Raw genomic sequence first — 21,277 nt, 5'->3', positions numbered from 1 at the left:
GATTCTGCCGCGCGGACCCGTGGATCCCGCCGGGGATCAGCCCAACTGCTGAGCCACCTCGGTCGCCCAGTACGTGAGGATCATGCTCGCCCCGGCCCGCTTGATGCCGGTCAGCGACTCCATGATCGCCCGGTCCCGCTCGATCCAGCCGCGCTGCGCCGCCGCCTCGATCATCGCGTACTCACCGCTGATCTGGTACGCGGCGACCGGCACGTCCGAGGCCTCGGCCACCTTGGCCAGGATGTCGAGGTACGGTCCGGCCGGCTTGACCATGACCATGTCGGCGCCCTCCTCGAGGTCGAGCGCCAGCTCCCGCAGCGACTCCCGCGCGTTCGCCGGGTCCTGCTGGTACGTCTTGCGGTCGCCCCGGAGCGAGGACCCGACGGCCTCGCGGAACGGGCCGTAGAAGGCGGAGGAGTACTTCGCCGTGTAGGCGAGGATCGCGACGTCGTCGCGGCCGATCTGGTCGAGGGCGTCACGGATGACGCCGATCTGGCCGTCCATCATGCCGCTCGGACCCACCACGTGGGCGCCCGCGTCGGCCTGGACCTGCGCCATCTCCGCGTACCGCTCCAGCGTCGCGTCGTTGTCGACCCGGCCGTGCTCGTCCAGGACGCCGCAGTGGCCGTGGTCGGTGAACTCGTCGAGGCACAGGTCCGACATGACGAGCAGGTCGTCGCCGACCTCGGCCCGCACATCGCGCAGCGCCACCTGGAGGATCCCGTCGGGGTCGGTGCCGTCCGTGCCGGCGCCGTCCTTCTTCTCGTCCAGCGGCACACCGAACAGCATGATCCCGGAGACACCCGCCTCGACGGCCTCGGCCGCCGCCTTCTTCAGCGAGTCACGGGTGTGCTGGTACACGCCGGGCATGGACCCGATCTCGACCGGGGCGTCGATCCCCTCGCGCACGAACGCGGGCAGGATCAGATCGGCCGGATGCAGCCGCGTCTCGGCGACCATCCGCCGCATGGTGGGATTCGAGCGCAGCCGCCGGGGCCGCGAACCGGGGAAAGAGCCGTACCGAGTCACTGCACTGTCACCTCGTACCTACACGTACCTACGAAAACGAAGCGGGGCGGGCATCCGGCCGAAGCCGAGCACCCGCCCCTCAACACTGCCTTACGGCGCGGCCCGCCGACGACGCGCCCCCGGCCGCCGCTCGCTCGGCCGCGTCACCGGATCCCCGGCCTCCACGGCCGCGTCCCGGCGCCGCGCGCCGAACTCCGCCAGCGCCGCCGCCAGCTTGTGCACCGACGGCTCCGGAGCCATGACGTCGACCCGCAGCCCGTGCTCCTCGGCGGTCTTCGCCGTGGCGGGACCGATGCAGGCGATCACCGTCACGTTGTGCGGCTTGCCCGCGATACCGACCAGGTTCCGCACGGTCGAGGACGAGGTGAACAGCACGGCGTCGAAGCCGCCGCCCTTGATCGCCTCACGGGTCTCCGCCGGCGGCGGCGACGCCCGCACGGTCCGGTAGGCCGTGACGTCGTCGACCTCCCAGCCCAGCTCGATCAGCCCGGCGACCAGCGTCTCCGTGGCGATGTCGGCGCGCGGCAGGAAGACACGGTCGATCGGGTCGAAGACCGGGTCGTACGGCGGCCAGTCCTCCAGCAGACCGGCGGCCGACTGCTCACCGCTCGGCACCAGGTCCGGCTTCACACCGAACGCGATCAGCGCGTTCGCCGTCTGCTCGCCGACCGCCGCGACCTTGATCCCGGCGAAGGCCCGAGCGTCGAGCCCGTACTCCTCGAACTTCTCGCGCACCGCCTTGACCGCGTTGACCGACGTGAAGGCGATCCACTCGTAGCGGCCGGTCACCAGACCCTTGACCGCGCGCTCCATCTGCTGCGGCGTGCGCGGCGGCTCGACGGCGATCGTCGGCACCTCGTGCGGCACCGCCCCGTACGAGCTGAGCTGGTCGGAGAGCGAAGCGGCCTGCTCCTTCGTCCTCGGCACGAGCACCCGCCAGCCGAACAGCGGCTTCGACTCGAACCAGGACAGCTGGTCACGCTGGGCGGCGGCACTGCGCTCACCGACCACGGCTATCACCGGCCGGTTCCCCTCGGGCGAGGGCAGCACCTTGGCCTGCTTGAACGTCTGCGCGATGGTGCCGAGCGTCGCCGTCCACGTCTTCTGACGCGTCGTCGTACCGGCCACCGTCACCGACAGCGGGGTGTCGGGCTTGCGGCCCGCCGCCACCAGCTCACCGGCGGCCGCCGCGACCGCGTCGAGCGTCGTCGACACGACGACCGTGCCGTCGGACGCCCCGACCTCGGTCCAGCACCGCTCGGTCGCCGTACGGGCGTCCACGAACCGCACGTCGGCACCCTGCGCGTCCCGCAGCGGGACACCGGCGTACGCGGGCACGCCGACGGCCGCAGCGACACCCGGCACGACCTCGAAGTCGATGCCGGCGGAAGCGCAGGCGAGCATCTCCTCGGCCGCGTACGTGTCGAGCCCGGGGTCGCCGGACACCGCACGGACGACCCGCTTGCCGCCCCGCGCGGCCTCCATGACAAGATTGGCCCAGTCCCTCGGAGCCGGGACCGCGACGACAGTTGACGACTCGTCAGTGGTGCCAGGCTGCCCGGGTGCGCCCTCGGCGTCGAGCACGGTGACGCCCGCCCCGGCATGCGCGCGGACGACGTCGAGCACTTCGGGCTCGGCGATCAGCACATCCGCTCGGGTCAGGGCCTCCACGGCCCTCAGGGTCAGCAGTCCCGGGTCACCGGGACCGGCACCCAGGAAGGTGACGTGCCCCGGTGCACAGGCGGTCGATTCAGCGGTGGTGGGGCTCAAAGTGCTCGCTCCCCCATCAGACCGGCCGCGCCCTTGGCCAGCATCTCGGCGGAAAGTTCCCGCCCGAGCGCCAGCGCCTCGTCGTGCGACGTGGGCACGGGACCGGTGGTGGACAGCTGCACCAGCTCGGAGCCGTCGGTGGTGCCGACGACGCCGCGCAGGCGCATTTCCTTGACAATCTGCCCATCGGCCAGAAGGTCGGCGAGAGCACCCACGGGTGCGCTGCAGCCGGCCTCCAGGGCGGCGAGCAGGGAACGCTCGGCGGTCACGGCGAACCGGGTGAACGGATCGTCGAGCTCGGCGAGCGCGGCGGCGAGCGCACCGTTCGTGGCGGCGCACTCGACTGCCAGGGCCCCCTGACCGGGGGCGGGCAGAACGATGTCGGTGGACAGGAAGTCGGTCACTTCTTCCGTCCGGCCGATCCGGCTGAGCCCGGCCGCCGCGAGAACCACGGCATCCAGCTCGCCCTTCTCGACGAACCCGATCCGGGTGTCGATGTTCCCGCGGATCGGTACGGTCTCGATCCGCATCCCGTGGCTCTTCGCGTACGCGTTGAGCTGGGCCATGCGGCGCGGCGAACCCGTGCCCACGCGAGCGCCGTCGGGCAGCTCCGTGAACTTCAGTCCGTCACGCGCGATCAGCACGTCCCGCGGGTCCTCGCGCAGCGGCACGGCGGCCAGCGTGAGGTCGTCGGGCTGCGCGGTCGGCAGGTCCTTGAGCGAGTGCACCGCGAAGTCCACCTCGCCCCGCGTCAGCGCGTCGCGCAGCGCGGTCACGAAGACACCGGTGCCACCGATCTGCGCCAGGTGCTCCCGGGAGGTGTCGCCGTACGTGGTGATCTCCACGAGCTCGACCTCACGGCCGGTCACCTGGCGCACCGCGTCGGCGACATGCCCGGACTGGGCCATGGCCAGCTTGCTGCGGCGCGTCCCCAGCCTCAGTGCTCTCTCGGCGGTCATGCCGGGCCTCGATTCTTGCCTACCGCGTCTTCACGGTCTCGGGGGGTGGCCCGGGAGACGGCGGCGACCGTCTCCGGGTCCAGGTCGAACAGGGTCCGCAGCGCGTCCGCGTACCCGGCACCGCCGGGCTCGGCCGCCAGCTGCTTGACCCGTACGGTCGGCGCGTGCAGCAGCTTGTCCACCACGCGCTTCACGGTCTGGGTGATCTCCGCACGCTGCTTCTCGTCCAGGCCGGGCAGCCGGCCGTCGAGGCGGGCGATCTCGTTCGTCACCACGTCCGCGGCCATCGTGCGCAGCGCGACGACGGTCGGCGTGATGTGCGCGGCCCGCTGCGCGGCGCCGAACGCGGTGACCTCGTCGGCCACGAGGGCCCGCACCTGGTCCACGTCGGCGGCCATCGGGGCGTCCGCGGACGCCTCGGCGAGCGACTCGATGTCGACGAGGCGCACCCCGTCGATCCGGTGCGCGGCCGCGTCGATGTCACGCGGCATCGCCAGGTCGAGCAGCGCGAGCGCGACCGGACGGGCCGGCGGCTCGGGCGTGCGCTCGCGGCGCATCTCCGGCACCCTGCCCACGGCGGCGAGCGCCGCGATGGCCTCGGCCTCGGAGGGCTGCGGGGCGGGACTGACCCGGTCGGCCGGGGCGTTGTCCACCCAGGCGCCGTGCTGCTCCAGGGCGGCCGCGTCGAATCCGGCGACGGCGGCCTCGCCCTCGACGGAGAAGCCGCTCTCCATCGGCAGCCCGCCGCGCACCGTCTCCACGGGGCAGCCGTCGGCGGCCGCGGCACGGCCCGCGGCGGGCGCGGCCGGAGCCGGCACGTCGGCGCCCGCGGTCGGGGTACGGCCCGCGACGGCGGCCCGCACCGCGTCCGCGGTCAGGACCAGGCCGGTCGCGCCGGTGCAGGAGATGGCGACGTCGGCACGTGTCAGTTCGTCCGCCACCGCGTCCATCGCGACGGCCCGCGCGGCGGTGCCGCCGTCGGTGATGATCTCGGCGAGGCGCTCGGCGCGCTCCAGGGTGCGGTTGGCGACGACGACCTCGGCGACCCCGGCCCGCGCGAGCGTGGCCGCGGCGAGCGAGGACATCGAACCGGCGCCGATCACCAGCGCCCGCTTGCCCTTCGCCCAGGCCTCGACCGACTGCCCCGGCGCGAGCTGCTCCAGGCCGAAGGTGACCAGGGACTGCCCGGCCCGGTCGATGCCGGTCTCCGAGTGGGCGCGCTTGCCGACGCGCAGCGCCTGCTGGAACAGGTCGTTGAGGAGCTTGCCCGCGGAGTGCAGGTCCTGGGCGCGGGCCAGCGTGTCCTTGATCTGGCCGAGGATCTGGCCCTCGCCGACGACCATCGAGTCGAGGCCGCACGCCACCGAGAACAGGTGGTGCACCGCCCGGTCCTCGTAGTGCACATAGAGATAAGGGGTGAGCTCGTCCAGGCCCACGCCGCTGTGCTGCGCGAGCAGGGTCGACAGCTCGGCGACACCGGCGTGGAACTTGTCGACGTCCGCGTACAGCTCGATGCGGTTGCAGGTGGCGAGCACGCCGGCCTCGGCGGCCGGCTCGGCCGCGAGGGTGTCCTGCAGCAGCTTGGCCTGGGCGTCCGCGTTCAGCGACGCGCGCTCCAGGACGCTGACCGGTGCGCTGCGGTGGCTCAGCCCGACGACGAGGAGACTCATGCCGGCATCACGGCGGGGACGTCCCCGTCGGGTCCCTTGCGGTCGCTGCCGCCGGATGGGGCGGCCTTGGTGACCTTGGCGGCCGGGCCCTCGACACCGACACCGCCCGCGGCGGGCGGCACCTCGCCCTCGTCCGCGGCGTCCCCGGCCTTGCGCTGCTCGTGGAAGGCGAGGATCTGCAGCTCGATGGAGAGGTCGACCTTGCGCACGTCGACGCCGTCCGGGACGGACAGCACGGTCGGCGCGAAGTTCAGGATGGAGGTGACACCGGCAGCGACCAGACGGTCGCAGACCTGCTGCGCGGCGCCCGCCGGGGTCGCGATGACACCGATCGACACGCCGTTCTCGTCGACGATCTTCTCGAGGTCGTCGGCGTGCTGCACGGCCATGCCCGCGACGGACTTGCCGGTCATCGCCGGGTCGGCGTCGATCAGTGCCGCGACGCGGAAGCCGCGCGAGGCGAAGCCGCCGTAATTGGCCAGGGCCGCGCCGAGGTTACCGATACCGACCATGACGATCGGCCAGTCCTGGGTCAGGCCCAGCTCGCGCGAGATCTGGTAGACGAGGTACTCGACGTCGTAGCCGACACCGCGGGTGCCGTACGAGCCGAGGTAGGAGAAGTCCTTGCGCAGCTTCGCGGAGTTGACCCCCGCCGCGGCCGCGAGCTCCTCGGAGGAGACCGTGGGCACCGAACGCTCCGACAGAGCGGTGAGGGCGCGGAGGTACAGCGGAAGCCGGGCGACGGTGGCCTCGGGAATCCCTCGGCTGCGGGTCGCCGGTCGGTGAGTTCGGCCAGTTGCCACGGTGCTCCTGCGGGTAGAGCGGGGCTGCGGGCGGCTGAAACTTCCGTGACCGCCCCGTCGAATGCAGGCTATGTCTTTGTGAACGCGTGCACAAAGATGGTGTCCGATTTGCCCGGCCAACGTGACCGGGGTCACGCGCCCTTCGCACCCGTAACGGGAACCGGCGCGCGGGCTGCTTCGTTGCACACCTGTCGGGGGCAAAACCGCACACCTTCCTTACGATCCACGCCCCCGAGACCAAAACCGCCCCCGATCCTAAGCGACTTTCGGGGCGAGTTGGACTGGTCGGTCAGTGATCTGCACGACCGGTCGGGGGTCTCGCCCTCACTCCGTACGCGGTGTGCTACGAGGTGAGCGCACGCCGCAGCCGTTCCTCCTGCACGCGCCAGAAGTCGTGCTGCGCCCCGTCGACGAGCACGACCGGGATCTGCTCCCAGTACTTGCGGTACAGCTCCTCGTCCTCGGTGATGTCCTTCTTCTCCCAGGATGCTCCGACCTCGGCGCACACCTTCTCGATGACCACCTGTGCGTCATCACACAGGTGACAGCCGGGCTTCCCGATCAGCGTGACGACCCGCTCGCTCGGGTCCTTCTTCTCTCTTCTGCGAAAGACGGGACTCATACCGGCCATTGTCACCCCGGCGCACGTCACGCAGGACGCACGGATTTCACAGAACGACAGCTTCCCGAAATCCCCTCGACTCCGGAACCACCGAACAAACTGGCTATGCTCGCCGCATGGCCGCTCTTGGATGGCTCACACCCCGTAGGCGCTCCGCCACCGCGCGGAGCGTGCTGGCCGGCGAGGCCTCTGCCGAGGCCGCCCGCAAGTCCTCCCAGGAGCTGGAGGACCAGCAGGCGCTGGAACAGCCCGCGCAGGAACCGGAGTTCCCGGTCGTCGGCGACGACAAGGCCGCCGCCTTCTTCGACCTGGACAACACGGTGATGCAGGGCGCCGCGATCTTCCACTTCGGCCGCGGCCTGTACAAGCGGAAGTTCTTCCAGCGCCGCGAGCTGACCCGGTTCGCCTGGCAGCAGGCCTGGTTCCGGATCGCCGGGGTCGAGGACCCCGAGCACATGCAGGACGCCCGCGACAGCGCCCTGTCCATCGTCAAGGGCCACCGCGTCTCCGAGCTGATGTCCATCGGCGAGGAGATCTACGACGAGTACATGGCCGAGCGGATCTGGCCCGGCACCCGCGCCCTCGCCCAGGCCCACCTCGACGCGGGCCAGAAGGTCTGGCTGGTCACCGCCGCCCCGGTGGAGATCGCCACCGTGATCGCCCGCCGCCTCGGCCTGACCGGCGCCCTCGGCACCGTCGCGGAGTCCATCGGCGGCGTCTACACGGGCAAGCTCGTGGGCGAACCGCTGCACGGCCCCGCGAAGGCCGAGGCCGTCCGCGCGCTCGCCTCCGCCGAGGCCCTGGACCTCGGCCGCTGCGCCGCGTACAGCGACTCGCACAACGACATCCCGATGCTCTCGCTCGTCGGGCACCCGTACGCGATCAACCCCGACGCCAAACTGCGCAAGTACGCGCGGGAGCGGGAGTGGCGGCTGCGCGACTACCGCACGGGCCGCAAGGCCGCCAAGGTCGGGATCCCGGCCGCGGCCGGCGTCGGCGCGCTCGCGGGCGGCACCGCCGCGGCGATCGCGCTGCACCGCCGCCGCCGCTGACTCCCGCCGATTCGGGTGGGCTTACCCGCCCCGGCGGCGCGGCAGTCCCGTTGATACCACTCGACCACAACGCGTCACCGGCACAGCCGGAATCTGACCTCAATCGATCAACAACTGATCACTCTCCGGTACTTGAACCACCTCCGAACAGCTGCAGAAGTGACGGAACCGGTGATTTGAGCAACTGGGTGTAGCGCTCCCTGCACGAAGCGTTATTCTCCTCAGACGCATTTCGGTACCCACACGTCAGCACGACGGGTGAACGGTCCCGCACTGCACGTGATGGAAGCTCTGCCTCTGGGAGTCCCGTGTACCCACACGTCGGGGTTGACGCCTCGGGCCTGGCTACGCTGCGCGCAACGGTCGTAGACCGCTTGCGCGGCTTCGTCCCCACCGCGTACGCCGTCCCCGCCCTTGCCGTCGCCGCCCCCGCAGCGACCGGTCCCACCGGTCCGTGCTTCGCCCTGGCCAACACCGGAGCGGCCACGGCCGGCAGACGAGCGCGCTCCGGAGCCGCCGGCGCCTCGGGTACGTCCACCGCCCGCCGGCCCGCCGCGGACAGTGACAGCGCCCGCATGATGGATCTGGTCGAGCGCGCACAGGCCGGTGAGGCCGACGCCTTCGGCCGGCTGTACGACCAGTACAGCGACACCGTCTACCGCTACATCTACTACCGCGTCGGCGGAAAGGCGACGGCCGAGGACCTGACCAGCGAGACCTTCCTGCGCGCCCTGCGCCGCATCGGCACCTTCACCTGGCAGGGCCGAGACTTCGGCGCCTGGCTCGTGACGATCGCGCGGAACCTGGTCGCCGACCACTTCAAGTCCAGCCGCTTCCGCCTCGAGGTCACCACCGGCGAGATGCTCGACGCCAACGAGGTGGAGCGCAGCCCCGAGGACTCCGTCCTGGAGTCCCTCTCCAACGCGGCCCTGCTCGACGCCGTGCGCCGGCTCAACCCGCAGCAGCAGGAGTGCGTCACGCTGCGCTTCCTGCAAGGCCTGTCCGTCGCCGAGACCGCGCGCGTGATGGGCAAGAACGAGGGCGCGATCAAGACCCTCCAATACCGGGCCGTCCGCACGCTGGCCCGGCTCCTCCCCGACGACGCGCGCTGATTCACCCCCCGGATCACCCCGGATCACCCCACCGGCCGTCACGGAAGGCGACCCTCAACTCACCTTCTGTGAAAGCCGGATGGGATCGCGGTCGGATCATCTTTCGCGCGTAACCCAAGTGCCGCGCCGCTCGTTGTCCGGGATGCAGGCTCCCTGTGGTCACGTCCGGACCGGCCGCACTCACTCGATCGGGTGCACGCCGGCGCGGCCGTGCAACCCTCAGGACCCCCTGGGGAGTCGACATGGGAGTCGACCGTCATGACGAGAGGAGGTGCCGCCAGTGATCGCGAACGTATCGGCACACCGGCGGGCGAACGCCTTCGCCCAGGCCCTGGAGGAGCAGTCCGACCGGGACCCGGCGGCGCGGCAGCCGGCGGAGCCGGCGGCTCAGCACAGCGACCAGGCAGAGAGCGGACAGGACAGGCTGCTGTCCCTGGCCGAGGGTCTGGGCGACCTGCCCAGGCCGGAGCTCGACCCCGAGGTCAAGGTGGTGCAGCGGGCCCAGCTCGTGGCCGCCATGGAGGCCATGTTCAAGGAGGGCGCGAATCCGGCCGTACCCGAGCAGCGCAAGAGCAAGGGTGCCCACCGGGCGACCCCGCTCGGCAAGCTCCGTCCCCGCTCGCGCCTGTCCAAGGGCATCGCCGCGGGCGGCCTCACGGTCGGGGTGGCCGCGGGCGCGTTCAGCGGAGTGGCCGCGGCCAGCTCCGACGCGCTGCCCGGTGACTCGCTCTACGGGCTGAAGCGCGGCATGGAGGACGTCAAGCTCGGCATGGCCGACAGCGACTCCGACCGCGGGCAGATCTACCTGGACCAGGCCTCCACCCGGCTCAGCGAGGCGCGCCGGCTGATGGACCGCGGCGGCCGCACCGGTCAGCTCGACCACGAGTCCGTCGGCGAGGTCCGCCGTGCCCTGTCCGGCATGCGCTACGACGCCTCGGAGGGCCACCGCCTGCTGAGCGAGGCGTACAAGCGGGACGGCTCGCTCGGTCCGATCCAGGCCCTGTCCTCGTTCACCGAGTCGCACCGCAAGACCTGGACGGCCCTCAGCGGCAAGCTCCCGGTCCAGCTCGGCGACGTACGGGACGAGGTGAGCTCGGTCTTCGCCGCCATAGACGAAGAGGTCGGTCCGCTGCGCTCGCTGCTGCCGCGGACCCCGGACCGGGGCGGCTCCTCCGACCCGGCGCGGGACGGCGCCACGGCGCCGGGCGCTTCGGGCACGGATTCCTCGACGCCGTCCGGTTCGTCGAGCCCGGAGCACAGCGCCGGTTCGTCGACGAAGCCGAAGCCGTCCAGCTCGGGCACCGGCAAGGAGGACGACGGTCTGCTCGGCGGCGCCGCGGGCGGTCTCCTCGACCCGCCGGAGGACAAGCCGTCCACGTCCCCGACCGACGGCCGCTCCGGCTCCGGCAGCACGGCCCCGGCCCAGCCGGACGTCACCCTGCCCCCGCTGCTCCCCGGCATCCTGCCCGGCCTGGGCATCGAGGGCGAGGACGCGAACTAGCACCCGCGGAAGAGGAAGGGCCCGGGGTAGTGCCCCGGGCCCTTCCTCATGCCTGCACCCCTCAGAAACCCCGCCTCAGAAAAACACCGACCGCCGCTGCACCAGCAGCTTGGCCCCTCCCTCGTGCCGCCCTCGCACCGCTCCGCGGGCTTCGGCCGCCTGCGCCGGACTCCGTCCGCCGGCCCCGGCCGGGCACCCGTAGTGCTCACTCCCGCAGCCGGCCGCCCGCACCCTCAGAAAAACACCGACCGCCGCTGCACCAGCAGCTTGTAGAGCGTGTGCTGGATCTGTTCGCGGACCTGGTCGGTCAGGTTGAACATCAGCATCGGGTCCTCCGCCGCCTCCGGCGGGTACCCGTCCGTCGGGATCGGCTCGCCGAACTGGATCGTCCACTTCGTCGGCAACGGCACCGCGCCCAGCGGACCCAGCCACGGGAACGTCGGCGTGATCGGGAAGTACGGGAACCCGAGGACCCGCGCCAGAGTCTTCGCGTTGCCGATCATCGGGTAGATCTCCTCCGCCCCGACGATCGAGCACGGCACGATCGGGGTGCCCGCACGCAGGGCCGTCGACACGAAGCCGCCCCGGCCGAAGCGCTGCAGCTTGTAGCGCTCGCTGAACGGCTTGCCGATCCCCTTGAAGCCCTCGGGCATGACGCCGACCAGCTCGCCGGACTCCAGGAGCCGCTGCGCGTCCTCGGCGCAGGCCAGCGTGTGCCCGGCCTTGCGGGCCAGCTCGTTGACCACCGGCAGCATGAACACGAGGTCCGCCGCGAGCAGCCGCAGGTGCCGGTTGGCCGGATGGTGGTCGTGGACGGCGACCTGCATCATCAGGCCGTCCAGCGGCAACGTCCCCGAATGATTGGCGACGATCAGTGCGCCGCCCTCCTTCGGGATGTTCTCCACGCCCTTCACCTCGACGCGGAAGTACTTCTCCGCGACCGGCCGCAGCAGCGACATCAGGACCTGGTCGGTGAGCTCCTGGTCGTAGCCGAACTCGTCGACCTCGTAGTCCCCGGTGATCCGGCGGCGCAGGAAGGACAGGCCGCCCGCGATCCGCCGCTCCAGCCCGCTCCGGGGCGTGCGCGCGGGCTCGGAATCGGCGGCCTGCTCCGGCTCGGGCCGCGCGGGCTCGGGCACGGGCAGGGGCTGCACCTCGGCCACCGCCGCGGGCTCACCCCGGCGCCGGCCACCGCCGGGCCCCCTGCGGCGCGCTGCCGCCCCCTTGCCGGCGGCCCCTCGCGACCGGTCGTCGTCGAACGGAATGACCTTGGCGTCCGCCATCGTTCCTGCGCTCCTCAGTTGGCGCTGTGCGTCGGGGGGTGACCTGGCGTGCCGCCGAGCAGGGGCAGCGCCGCGATCCTGTCCACGGCCCCGGCCAGGGCCCGTGGCGGCAGCAGCCCGGGACCCCGGCTGCGGACGAAGTCCTCGAACGTCTCCGCCGTCGTGTACCTCGGCCGGTACCCCAGTGTCTCGCGCATCTGCACCGTGGACACGACCCGACCGTGTGTCAGGAGCCGGATCTGCTCCGGCGAGAAGTCCGTGACCCCGAGCGTGCGCAGGGCGCCGCCCACCCAGTTCACCGCCGGCAGCAGCACCGGCACGGTCGGCCGCCCGAGCCGCCGCGAGCACTGGGAGAGGAGCAGCACCCCGTCCCCGGCGACATTGAACGTCCCGCTGTTGAGCGTGCCCCGGGCCGGCTCGTGCGAGGCGATCCGCAGCACCTCGATGACGTCGTCCTCGTGCACGAACTGCAGCCGCGGGTCGTAGCCGAACACGGTCGGCATGACCGGCAGCGACAGATACTCGGCGAGCGGCGAATCGGCCGTCGGCCCCAGGATGTTGGCGAAGCGCAGCACGCACACGGCGACGTCGGGCCGGCGCCGGGCGAACCCGCGCACATACCCCTCGACCTCCACCGCGTCCTTCGCGAAGCCACCGCTCGGCAGCGACTTGGGCGGCGTCGTCTCGGTGAACACGGCCGGGTCGCGCGGCGCGGACCCGTACACGTTCGTACTGGACTTCACGACGAGCCGCCGGACGCTGGGCGCCTTCTGGCACGCGCCGAGGAGCTGCATCGTCCCGATGACGTTGGTCTCCTTGACCGCGCCGCGGCCCCCGGCGACCAGGGCCGTCCCCGTCACGTCCAGATGCACGACCGTGTCCACGGAGTGCTCGGCGAGCACCCGGGCGATCGCGGGCTGGCGGATGTCGGCCTGCAGGAAGTCGGCCCCGCCCAGATGGTGCGCGGGCGGCACGGCGTCCACCCCGATCACCCGGTCCACCTCGGGGTCCCGCTGGATCCGCCGCACGAAACGGCCACCCAGCTGCCGGGCCACCCCGGTCACGAGCACGACCTTGCCCAAGATCAGCGCCTACCTTCCGTCCGGCCCGCCGCGCCCCACGGGCATGGCCTGCGGGTCACGTTAGCGCCTCGATGTTGCGCTGTGATGACCTGGCGATGCAGGAAGTGACCACATCCACAGTACGGCGGACGACGAAGGCCCCCGGAACGCGCTGTGGCCCCTCCACCGATCGGTGAAAGGGCCACAGTGCGCGCTTGTCGCAGCAGTCGCTTACTTCTTGTTACGACGCTGCACGCGGGTGCGCTTCAGCAGCTTGCGGTGCTTCTTCTTCGCCATCCGCTTGCGCCGCTTCTTGATAACAGAGCCCACGATTACCCTCGCTCACTTCTCGGACAACCCCTGCACTGCAGGGACAATCACTCGGTGCGGGGCTAATTGGGGCCCACACGACCTACGAGGGGCTAGCCTACCCCGCCCGAGTGCCGAGCTTGAAATCGAGGGGTCTCCGGGTCCGCCGGGGGATCGCCCGCGGCCCTCCCGGAGCGCACCCGTCAGGCCGTTTCCACCCCCACATAGGACTCGCGGAGGTACTCGTGAACCGCTTGCTCCGGGACACGGAAGCTCCGCCCCACGCGGATCGCGGGCAGATGACCGCTGTGCACCAGCCGGTACACGGTCATCTTGGACACTCGCATGACCGCGGCCACTTCCGCCACGGTCAAAAACTGCACCTCGTTCAGAGGCCTACTCTCACCAGCAGCCATGTCACACCTGAACCTTCCGCACTCGACGGCCACCGGCTTCCCCTTCCGGTGACTCAACGTCGTTGCGTGCTCACTCCCCAATGTAGGGGCGGGTGATGCGAGTGGGGAAGAGGAGCAGCGATCAGGCGGCCTACTGTGACAGACACGCTCGATTGAGTACATAGCGCGTGAGTGGGCGGTAGTAGACGGACCGCACGCCGTCATCAAGCGGAACGACGACGGACACCTGCCCCTCCGCCTCCCCCACGAACAGCGCCGGATCGTCCGTGTCCGCCAGGCCGATCGCCTCGAACCCCAACTGACCTGCGCCGCAGACCCAGCCGTGATCCCCGACCACGAGCCCCGGCAGCGGCGCCCCGGCCTCGGCGAGCGCCCCGAGCACCGTCCGAACCGGGAGCGGCGAATGCGTGTGCGCGCCGGTCTCACCACCCGGCGGCCGCGCGCCGGGTTCGCGCACCAGCGCGACGCCCCGTACGTAGTCCAGGTTGTACGTGCGTAGACCGAACCGGGTCGTTATGTCGACACGGCGACCCTGCGCCGGAGTGAGGACAGGACAGCCGGCCGCCGACAGAGCGTCCGCAAGCGCGGCGTAGAAACCGAGCAAACGGTGCGGATGCCCCGTACCGAACAGCACCGGAACGCGCGCCTCGGCCGCCCGCCCCAGCCGGTCCGCGAACGCGTCGAGCGCGAGCAGCGTCCGCTCCGGATCGATGACGTCGCACCCCGACACCTGCCCCGGGTCCGCCGACACCCCGCACCGGTCCGCCATCAGCGCCAGCAGCTCCCGCGGCCCCCACGCCCACTCGGGATCCAGCCCGAGCAGCACCCGGGGGTCCCGCGCCGCGAACAGCCGATAACTGCGCAGGCTGACCTCGCGCGAGGTCGCCACGGGCCCCGCGAGCCGTGCCGCCAACAGATGCGCACGCAGGGCGCCGGTGCTCAACACCCGGGAAATGCTGGCCCATCGGGCCGCTGGCCGCCCCGTGAACGCCCGAACACCGCACAGTCGGAGTAACAGCCGGAGCAATCGGCACGGCGCGCGCCGGGGCGCACGCTACGGCAGCAGACCCCGCAGCGGGAAGGCCGCCTTCCGCGTCGCCAGGATCGCCTGGTCCAGCCGGTCCGCGGGGTCGTACCCGGCCTCCCACTCCCGGTACGAGACCGGCCACCGCCCGTCCGTCATCCGCTGCGGCGCCAGCTGGCGGGTCCGCGCGTACGCGTCCTGCCGCCACCCGTCCGGGATCACCGTCTCGGGCGCGATCTCCCGACCGGCCGCGATGCCCACCAGATGCGTCCACGACCGCGGCACCACGTCCACGACCGCGTACCCGCCACCGCCGAGCGCGACCCACCGACCGTCCGCGTGCTGGTGCGCCAGCTCGTGACAGGCCACCTGCACGGCCCGCTGCGCGTCCAGCGACACCGCGAGATGCGCCAGCGGATCCTCGAAGTGCGTGTCCGCCCCGTGCTGCGTCACCAGGACCTGGGGCCGGAACTCGGCGAGCAGCTCCGGCACCACGGCGTGGAAGGCCCGCAGCCAGCCGGCGTCCCCGGTCCCGGCCGGCAGCGCCACGTTCACCGCCGAGCCCTCCGCGGCCCCGTCCGCCCCGGTCTCCTCCGGCCAGCCGGTCTGCGGGAACAGGGTGCGCGGATGCTCGTGCAGCGAGATCGTCAGGACCCTCGGGTCCTCCCAGAACGCGGCCTGCACCCCGTCCCCGTGGTGCACGTCCACATCCACGTACGCGACCCGCTCCGCCCCCAGCTCCAGAAGCCGGGCGATCGCCAGCGCCGCGTCGTTGTAGACGCAGAACCCGGACGCGGCCCCCGGCATCGCGTGATGCAGCCCGCCGGCGAAGTTCACCGCGTGCAGCGCGTCCCCCCGCCACACGGCCTCCGCCGCGCCCACCGACTGCCCCGCGATCAGCGCGGACACCTCGTGCATCCCGGCGAACGCCGGATCGTCCACGGTCCCCAGCCCGTACGCCTGGTCGGCGGCCTCGGGATCCGCGGAAGCGGCCTTCACCGCCTCCACGTAGTCCTCGCGGTGCACGAGCCGCAGCGTCGAGTCCCCCGCCCGCTTGGCGGCGACGACCTCGACCTCCCGGTCCAGCCCGAACGCACTCACCAGCCCCCGGGTCAGCTCGAGCCGCACCGGGTCCATCGGATGCCCGGTGCCGAAGTCATACCCCGCTACCGCCGGGTCCCACATCAACTGCGCGCGGCCGCTCATGCCCGCCACCGTATCGGTCCGTCCCCCGCCCGAACGAAGGGGCGTACACGAGCGTCACGAGCACCAGCACCATCGGTACGAGCATGGCGCCCCGATAGCTCCACGCGTCACCCAGCGCCCCGACCAGCGGCGAACCCACCAGGAAGCCCACGTAGTTGAAGATGTTCAGCCGTGCGATCGCCGCGTCCGACGCGTTCGGGAACAGACGTCCCGCCGCCGCGAACGTCTGCGGCACGATCACACACAGCCCGAGCCCGAGCAGCGTGAACCCCAGCATGCCCACCCAGGCCCCTGGCGCCGCGGCCACGACACCGAACCCACCGGCCGCGACGACCGCCCCGAACCGCACCACCGTCACCGGCCCGAACCGCCGCACCCCCACATCGCCGACGGCCCGCCCGACCAGCGTCATCACCATGTAGACGTTGTACGGAACGGTCGACAGCTGCTCCGAGCTGCCCAGCACGTCCTGGAGGTACTTGGCGCTCCAGTTGGAGACCGTCGAGTCACCGATGTACGCGAACGACATCACCAGGCACAGCGGCAGCAGCATCTTGAAGACGATGCCGCTGTCCTTCCCGCCGACCGCCGCCGCCTCCGCCCCGGCGGCCCCGTCCACGTACCAGCGGCTGCCCAGCAGACACAGCGGCAGCGCGACGGCGACCACGGGCAGGTACGACAGGAACAGCGACAGGTCCCAGTGCGCCCCCGCCCAGGCGAGCGAGGCCCCCACGATCCCGCCCAGGCTGTACGCGGCATGGAACCCGAGCATGATGCTCCGCCCGTACGCCCGCTGGAGGCTCACCCCGAGCATGTTCATCGAGGCGTCCAGCGCACCCACGGACAGCCCGAAGACGCCCAGGGCGACGGCCACCTGCCACATCGCGTCGCCGGCCCCGACGCCGAGCAGCGCCAGCAGCAGGACGGGCTGCGACCACCGCAGCACCTGGCTCGGCCGCACCCTCTTCACGAGCTGCTCGGTCCCCACGCTGCCCACACCCGCGAGAATCGGCACGGCGGCCAGGAACACGGGCAGCAGCCCGTCCGAGATGCCGTACTGGTCCTGGAGCGCGGGGATCCTCGTGACCAGCACCGCGAACGCGGCACCCTGCGCGAAAAAGCTCAACGCGAGGGACTTCCGCCCCCAGCGCAGCACACTCGTGACCCCACCTATGCCGTCCGTCATGGCGGCACAGTAGAGCCGGTTCTTACTGGTGGGTAGACGGTTCGGCAAAGCATGAGACGACCGTTACCTGAGCGATGTTCAACTTTTCTCAGCCAGCAGTACGGGCAGTTCCCGCATGTCGGAGAAGAGCCCGTCAGCGCCCTCCAGCCGCTCGGCCGGAGTCATCGCCGTGAACCCGTAGACGTCCATCCCGGCCGCCCGCGCCGCCCGCACCCCGAGCGGACTGTCCTCGACAACCACGCACCGCTCGGGTGCCACGCCCATCCGCTGCGCGGCGTACAGGAAGAGGTCCGGGGCGGGCTTGCCGCGCCCCACGTCCTGCGCACTGAAGACGCGCCCCGCACCCTCACCCGCGCCGAACCACCGGTCCAGCCCGGTCTTCCGGTGCCCGACCCGGATCCGCTCATGGCTCCCGGACGAGCCGACGCAGTACGCCACCCCGTCGGCGCTCAGCTTCTCCAGCACCTCGACGACGCCGTCGACGGCCTGGAGCTCCCGCTCGAACGCGGCGAAGACCCGTGCGTGGAAGACCTCGTCGAAGTCCTCCGGCAACCGCTGCCCGCTCCGCTCGAACACGAGGTCGTGGACGCGGTGCATCGCGGCGCCCATGTAGTCGCGGATCGACTCCTCGAGCGTGGTCGGATGCCCCAGCTCGGTGAGGTAGCCGGCCAGAAGGGTGTTGGAAAGGACCTCACTGTCGACGAGAACACCGTCGTTGTCGAAGATGACCAACTCGTAGCGCATAAAGCCTCCTCAAACTCCCCGTAAACGCAGAAAACCCCGGACCGTGTCCCGGTCCGGGGTTTTCTTCAAAATTTGTTCGGCGGCGTCCTACTCTCCCACAGGGTCCCCCCTGCAGTACCATCGGCGCTGTGAGGCTTAGCTTCCGGGTTCGGAATGTAACCGGGCGTTTCCCTCACGCTATGACCACCGAAACACTATGAAACTGACAACCGGAGTCGTGGCCTATGACTACGACGGTCGTTCGTGGTTTCAGAACCAACACAGTGGACGCGAGCAACTGAGGACAAGCCCTCGGCCTATTAGTACCAGTCACCTCCACACCTTGCGGTGCTTCCAGATCTGGCCTATCAACCCAGTCGTCTACTGGGAGCCTTACCCCATCAAGTGGGTGGGAATACTCATCTCGAAGCAGGCTTCCCGCTTAGATGCTTTCAGCGGTTATCCCTCCCGAACGTAGCCAACCAGCCATGCCCTTGGCAGAACAACTGGCACACCAGAGGTTCGTCCGTCCCGGTCCTCTCGTACTAGGGACAGCCCTTCTCAATATTCCTGCGCGCACAGAGGATAGGGACCGAACTGTCTCACGACGTTCTAAACCCAGCTCGCGTACCGCTTTAATGGGCGAACAGCCCAACCCTTGGGACCGACTCCAGCCCCAGGATGCGACGAGCCGACATCGAGGTGCCAAACCATCCCGTCGATATGGACTCTTGGGGAAGATCAGCCTGTTATCCCCGGGGTACCTTTTATCCGTTGAGCGACGGCGCTTCCACAAGCCACCGCCGGATCACTAGTCCCGACTTTCGTCCCTGCTCGACCCGTCGGTCTCACAGTCAAGCTCCCTTGTGCACTTACACTCAACACCTGATTACCAACCAGGCTGAGGGAACCTTTGGGCGCCTCCGTTACCCTTTGGGAGGCAACCGCCCCAGTTAAACTACCCATCAGACACTGTCCCTGATCCGGATCACGGACCGAGGTTAGACATCCAGCACGACCAGAGTGGTATTTCAACGACGACTCCACAACCACTGGCGTGGCCGCTTCAAAGTCTCCCACCTATCCTACACAAGCCGAACCGAACACCAATATCAAACTGTAGTAAAGGTCCCGGGGTCTTTCCGTCCTTCTGCGCGAAACGAGCATCTTTACTCGTAGTGCAATTTCACCGGGCCTATGGTTGAGACAGTCGAGAAGTCGTTACGCCATTCGTGCAGGTCGGAACTTACCCGACAAGGAATTTCGCTACCTTAGGATGGTTATAGTTACCACCGCCGTTTACTGGCGCTTAAGTTCTCAGCTTCGCCAGGACGAATCCTGACTAACCGGTCCCCTTAACGTTCCAGCACCGGGCAGGCGTCAGTCCGTATACATCGCCTTACGGCTTCGCACGGACCTGTGTTTTTAGTAAACAGTCGCTTCTCGCTGGTCTCTGCGGCCACCCCCAGCTCAGAGTGCAAGACTCATCACCAGGAATGGCCCCCTTCTCCCGAAGTTACGGGGGCATTTTGCCGAGTTCCTTAACCATAGTTCACCCGAACGCCTCGGTATTCTCTACCTGACCACCTGAGTCGGTTTAGGGTACGGGCCGCCATGAAACTCGCTAGAGGCTTTTCTCGACAGCATAGGATCATCCACTTCACCACAATCGGCTCGGCATCAGGTCTCAGACTATGTGCCAGGCGGATTTACCTACCTGACGTCCTACACCCTTACCCCGGGACAACCACCGCCCGGGATGGACTACCTTCCTGCGTCACCCCATCACTCACCTACTAACCGCTTGGGCCGGCGGCTCCACCACTCCGAACCACGTCAAAGACGAGGACGGCGGTTTCACGGCCTTAGCATCACGATGCTCGATGTTTGACGCTTCACAGCGGGTACCGGAATATCAACCGGTTATCCATCGACTACGCCTGTCGGCCTCGCCTTAGGTCCCGACTTACCCTGGGCAGATCAGCTTGACCCAGGAACCCTTAGTCAATCGGCGCAAACGTTTCTCACGTTTGTATCGCTACTCATGCCTGCATTCTCACTCGTGAACCGTCCACAACTACCTTCCGGTGCTGCTTCACCCGGCACACGACGCTCCCCTACCCATCACAGCGGGCGTTGGCCCTATTGCTGCAATGACACGACTTCGGCGGTACGCTTGAGCCCCGCTACATTGTCGGCGCGGAATCACTAGACCAGTGAGCTATTACGCACTCTTTCAAGGGTGGCTGCTTCTAAGCCAACCTCCTGGTTGTCTCTGCGACTCCACATCCTTTCCCACTTAGCGTACGCTTAGGGGCCTTAGTCGATGCTCTGGGCTGTTTCCCTCTCGACCATGGAGCTTATCCCCCACAGTCTCACTGCCGTGCTCTCACTTACCGGCATTCGGAGTTTGGCTAAGGTCAGTAACCCGGTAGGGCCCATCGCCTATCCAGTGCTCTACCTCCGGCAAGAAACACACGACGCTGCACCTAAATGCATTTCGGGGAGAACCAGCTATCACGGAGTTTGATTGGCCTTTCACCCCTAACCACAGGTCATCCCCCAGGTTTTCAACCCTGGTGGGTTCGGTCCTCCACGAAGTCTTACCTCCGCTTCAACCTGCCCATGGCTAGATCACTCCGCTTCGGGTCTTGAGCGTGCTACTAAAGTCGCCCTGTTCGGACTCGCTTTCGCTACGGCTTCCCCACACGGGTTAACCTCGCAACACACCGCAAACTCGCAGGCTCATTCTTCAAAAGGCACGCAGTCACGAGAACCAAGCAAGCTTGATTCCGACGCTCCCACGGCTTGTAGGCACACGGTTTCAGGTACTATTTCACTCCGCTCCCGCGGTACTTTTCACCATTCCCTCACGGTACTATCCGCTATCGGTCACCAGGGAATATTTAGGCTTAACGGGTGGTCCCGCCAGATTCACACGGGATTTCTCGGGCCCCGTGCTACTTGGGTGTCTCTCAAACGAGCCGCTAATGTTTCGACTACGGGGGTCTTACCCTCTACGCCGGACCTTTCGCATGTCCTTCGCCTACATCAACGGTTTCTGACTCGTCCCACGGCCGGCAGACCGTGGAAGAGAGATCCCACAACCCCCCAAACGCAACCCCTGCCGGGTCTCACACGTTTGAGGTTTGGCCTCATCCAGTTTCGCTCGCCACTACTCCCGGAATCACGGTTGTTTTCTCTTCCTGCGGGTACTGAGATGTTTCACTTCCCCGCGTTCCCTCCACACTGCCTATGTGTTCAGCAGTGGGTGACAGCCCATGACGACTGCCGGGTTTCCCCATTCGGAAACCCCCGGATCAAAGCCTGGTTGACGACTCCCCGGGGACTATCGTGGCCTCCCACGTCCTTCATCGGTTCCTGGTGCCAAGGCATCCACCGTGCGCCCTTAAAAACTTGGCCACAGATGCTCGCGTCCACTGTGCAGTTCTCAAACAACGACCAACCACCCATCACCCCGAACCAGTAGATTCGAGTGCACTGGGGCCGGCACTGAAGGCGACCTTGCGGCCGTACCTTCAGACACCCAA

At 69.1% G+C, this 21,277-nt stretch carries 17 protein-coding genes and 2 rRNA genes; 3 read left to right on the top strand and 16 right to left on the bottom strand.

Translation table 11 applies throughout. From position 1 onward, the window contains the following. Positions 1-36: 36 nt before the first annotated feature. From hemB to IAG42_RS19970, 6 genes are all read right to left on the bottom strand, one after another. Entirely contained in the window at positions 37-1,029 is a 993-nt protein-coding gene (gene hemB / locus IAG42_RS19995; RefSeq protein ID WP_188338335.1) for a porphobilinogen synthase, read from the bottom strand. Positions 1,030-1,119: 90 nt separating this feature from the next. After that, a complete protein-coding gene (locus IAG42_RS19990) occupies positions 1,120-2,799 on the bottom strand; it encodes a bifunctional uroporphyrinogen-III C-methyltransferase/uroporphyrinogen-III synthase (RefSeq protein WP_188338334.1) in 1,680 nt (559 codons plus the stop codon). Beyond that, positions 2,796-3,758 carry a hydroxymethylbilane synthase gene (gene hemC, locus IAG42_RS19985; RefSeq protein WP_188338333.1) on the bottom strand — a complete coding sequence of 321 codons (963 nt, stop codon included), beginning with the start codon at positions 3,756-3,758 and terminating at the stop codon, positions 2,796-2,798. The genes IAG42_RS19990 and hemC overlap by 4 nt, the downstream gene beginning before the upstream one ends. After that, the gene (locus IAG42_RS19980; RefSeq protein WP_188338332.1) at positions 3,755-5,428 is read right to left on the bottom strand and encodes a glutamyl-tRNA reductase; all 1,674 of its coding nucleotides are present in this window, start codon (positions 5,426-5,428) and stop codon (positions 3,755-3,757) included. The genes hemC and IAG42_RS19980 overlap by 4 nt, the downstream gene beginning before the upstream one ends. Continuing rightward, on the bottom strand, positions 5,425-6,231 hold the full coding sequence (locus IAG42_RS19975) for a redox-sensing transcriptional repressor Rex (RefSeq protein WP_188338331.1): 807 nt from the start codon (positions 6,229-6,231) through the stop codon (positions 5,425-5,427). The genes IAG42_RS19980 and IAG42_RS19975 overlap by 4 nt, the downstream gene beginning before the upstream one ends. Positions 6,232-6,574: 343 nt before the next feature. Then, complete coding sequence (locus tag IAG42_RS19970; protein ID WP_188338330.1) at positions 6,575-6,853, bottom strand: glutaredoxin family protein; 279 nt, start codon at positions 6,851-6,853, stop codon at positions 6,575-6,577. A 116-nt stretch (positions 6,854-6,969) separates the two neighbouring features. On the opposite strand from IAG42_RS19970, the gene IAG42_RS19965 reads away from it, so the two are divergent. The 3 genes from IAG42_RS19965 to IAG42_RS19955 all read left to right on the top strand — a co-directional run bounded on the left by IAG42_RS19965 (position 6,970) and on the right by IAG42_RS19955 (position 10,518). Then, positions 6,970-7,905, top strand: coding sequence for an HAD family hydrolase (locus IAG42_RS19965; protein ID WP_188338329.1), 936 nt, complete (start codon positions 6,970-6,972; stop codon positions 7,903-7,905). A gap of 308 nt (positions 7,906-8,213) precedes the next feature. After that, positions 8,214-9,017, top strand: a complete 804-nt coding sequence (locus IAG42_RS19960; RefSeq protein ID WP_188338328.1) for an ECF subfamily RNA polymerase sigma factor, BldN family — start codon at positions 8,214-8,216, stop codon at positions 9,015-9,017. Between the two features lie 280 nt (positions 9,018-9,297). Beyond that, the gene (locus tag IAG42_RS19955) at positions 9,298-10,518 is read left to right on the top strand and encodes a DUF5667 domain-containing protein (protein ID WP_188338327.1); all 1,221 of its coding nucleotides are present in this window, start codon (positions 9,298-9,300) and stop codon (positions 10,516-10,518) included. 233 nt (positions 10,519-10,751) lie between these two features. Here IAG42_RS19955 and IAG42_RS19950 read toward each other — a convergent pair whose 3' ends face one another. The 10 genes from IAG42_RS19950 to IAG42_RS19905 all read right to left on the bottom strand — a co-directional run bounded on the left by IAG42_RS19950 (position 10,752) and on the right by IAG42_RS19905 (position 21,149). Next, the gene (locus IAG42_RS19950; protein WP_188338326.1) at positions 10,752-11,801 is read right to left on the bottom strand and encodes a lysophospholipid acyltransferase family protein; all 1,050 of its coding nucleotides are present in this window, start codon (positions 11,799-11,801) and stop codon (positions 10,752-10,754) included. A 14-nt stretch (positions 11,802-11,815) separates the two neighbouring features. Then, complete coding sequence (locus IAG42_RS19945) at positions 11,816-12,883, bottom strand: NAD-dependent epimerase/dehydratase family protein (protein WP_188338325.1); 1,068 nt, start codon at positions 12,881-12,883, stop codon at positions 11,816-11,818. A gap of 210 nt (positions 12,884-13,093) precedes the next feature. Next, positions 13,094-13,192: a 30S ribosomal protein bS22 gene (locus tag IAG42_RS19940; protein ID WP_003948845.1), complete on the bottom strand. Its 99-nt coding sequence runs from the start codon at positions 13,190-13,192 to the stop codon at positions 13,094-13,096. A 182-nt stretch (positions 13,193-13,374) separates the two neighbouring features. Further along, positions 13,375-13,587, bottom strand: a complete 213-nt coding sequence (locus tag IAG42_RS19935) for a helix-turn-helix domain-containing protein (RefSeq protein ID WP_188338324.1) — start codon at positions 13,585-13,587, stop codon at positions 13,375-13,377. Positions 13,588-13,717: 130 nt separating this feature from the next. Beyond that, positions 13,718-14,533: a phosphatase gene (locus IAG42_RS19930; RefSeq protein WP_188338323.1), complete on the bottom strand. Its 816-nt coding sequence runs from the start codon at positions 14,531-14,533 to the stop codon at positions 13,718-13,720. A 108-nt stretch (positions 14,534-14,641) separates the two neighbouring features. Further along, positions 14,642-15,817 (bottom strand): acetoin utilization protein AcuC, encoded by a 1,176-nt coding sequence (locus tag IAG42_RS19925; RefSeq protein WP_188338322.1) that lies wholly within the window; start codon positions 15,815-15,817, stop codon positions 14,642-14,644. Further along, positions 15,768-17,003, bottom strand: coding sequence for an MFS transporter (locus IAG42_RS19920; RefSeq protein ID WP_188338321.1), 1,236 nt, complete (start codon positions 17,001-17,003; stop codon positions 15,768-15,770). The genes IAG42_RS19925 and IAG42_RS19920 overlap by 50 nt, the downstream gene beginning before the upstream one ends. Before the next feature lie 78 nt (positions 17,004-17,081). Next, positions 17,082-17,747: an HAD family hydrolase gene (locus IAG42_RS19915; RefSeq protein ID WP_188338320.1), complete on the bottom strand. Its 666-nt coding sequence runs from the start codon at positions 17,745-17,747 to the stop codon at positions 17,082-17,084. A 74-nt stretch (positions 17,748-17,821) separates the two neighbouring features. Next, a 5S ribosomal RNA gene (rrf, locus tag IAG42_RS19910) occupies positions 17,822-17,938 on the bottom strand. 88 nt (positions 17,939-18,026) lie between these two features. Next, a 23S ribosomal RNA gene (locus IAG42_RS19905) occupies positions 18,027-21,149 on the bottom strand. Positions 21,150-21,277 lie beyond the last annotated feature (128 nt).

Origin of the sequence: Streptomyces xanthii (genome assembly GCF_014621695.1) — a bacterium.
GTDB lineage: Bacteria > Actinomycetota > Actinomycetes > Streptomycetales > Streptomycetaceae > Streptomyces > Streptomyces xanthii.
This window is presented reverse-complemented; position numbering and strand designations above follow the sequence as displayed.

Coding starts and splice junctions, on each gene's coding strand:
- IAG42_RS19980 (WP_188338332.1), bottom strand. CDS start 5,428: ATGAGTCTCCTCGTCGTCGGGCTGAGCCACCGCAGCGCACCGGTCAGC.
- IAG42_RS19925 (WP_188338322.1), bottom strand. CDS start 15,817: ATGAGCGGCCGCGCGCAGTTGATGTGGGACCCGGCGGTAGCGGGGTAT.
- IAG42_RS19935 (WP_188338324.1), bottom strand. CDS start 13,587: ATGGCTGCTGGTGAGAGTAGGCCTCTGAACGAGGTGCAGTTTTTGACC.
- hemC (WP_188338333.1), bottom strand. CDS start 3,758: ATGACCGCCGAGAGAGCACTGAGGCTGGGGACGCGCCGCAGCAAGCTG.
- IAG42_RS19915 (WP_188338320.1), bottom strand. CDS start 17,747: ATGCGCTACGAGTTGGTCATCTTCGACAACGACGGTGTTCTCGTCGAC.
- IAG42_RS19920 (WP_188338321.1), bottom strand. CDS start 17,003: ATGACGGACGGCATAGGTGGGGTCACGAGTGTGCTGCGCTGGGGGCGG.
- IAG42_RS19970 (WP_188338330.1), bottom strand. CDS start 6,853: ATGAGTCCCGTCTTTCGCAGAAGAGAGAAGAAGGACCCGAGCGAGCGG.
- IAG42_RS19965 (WP_188338329.1), top strand. CDS start 6,970: ATGGCCGCTCTTGGATGGCTCACACCCCGTAGGCGCTCCGCCACCGCG.
- IAG42_RS19950 (WP_188338326.1), bottom strand. CDS start 11,801: ATGGCGGACGCCAAGGTCATTCCGTTCGACGACGACCGGTCGCGAGGG.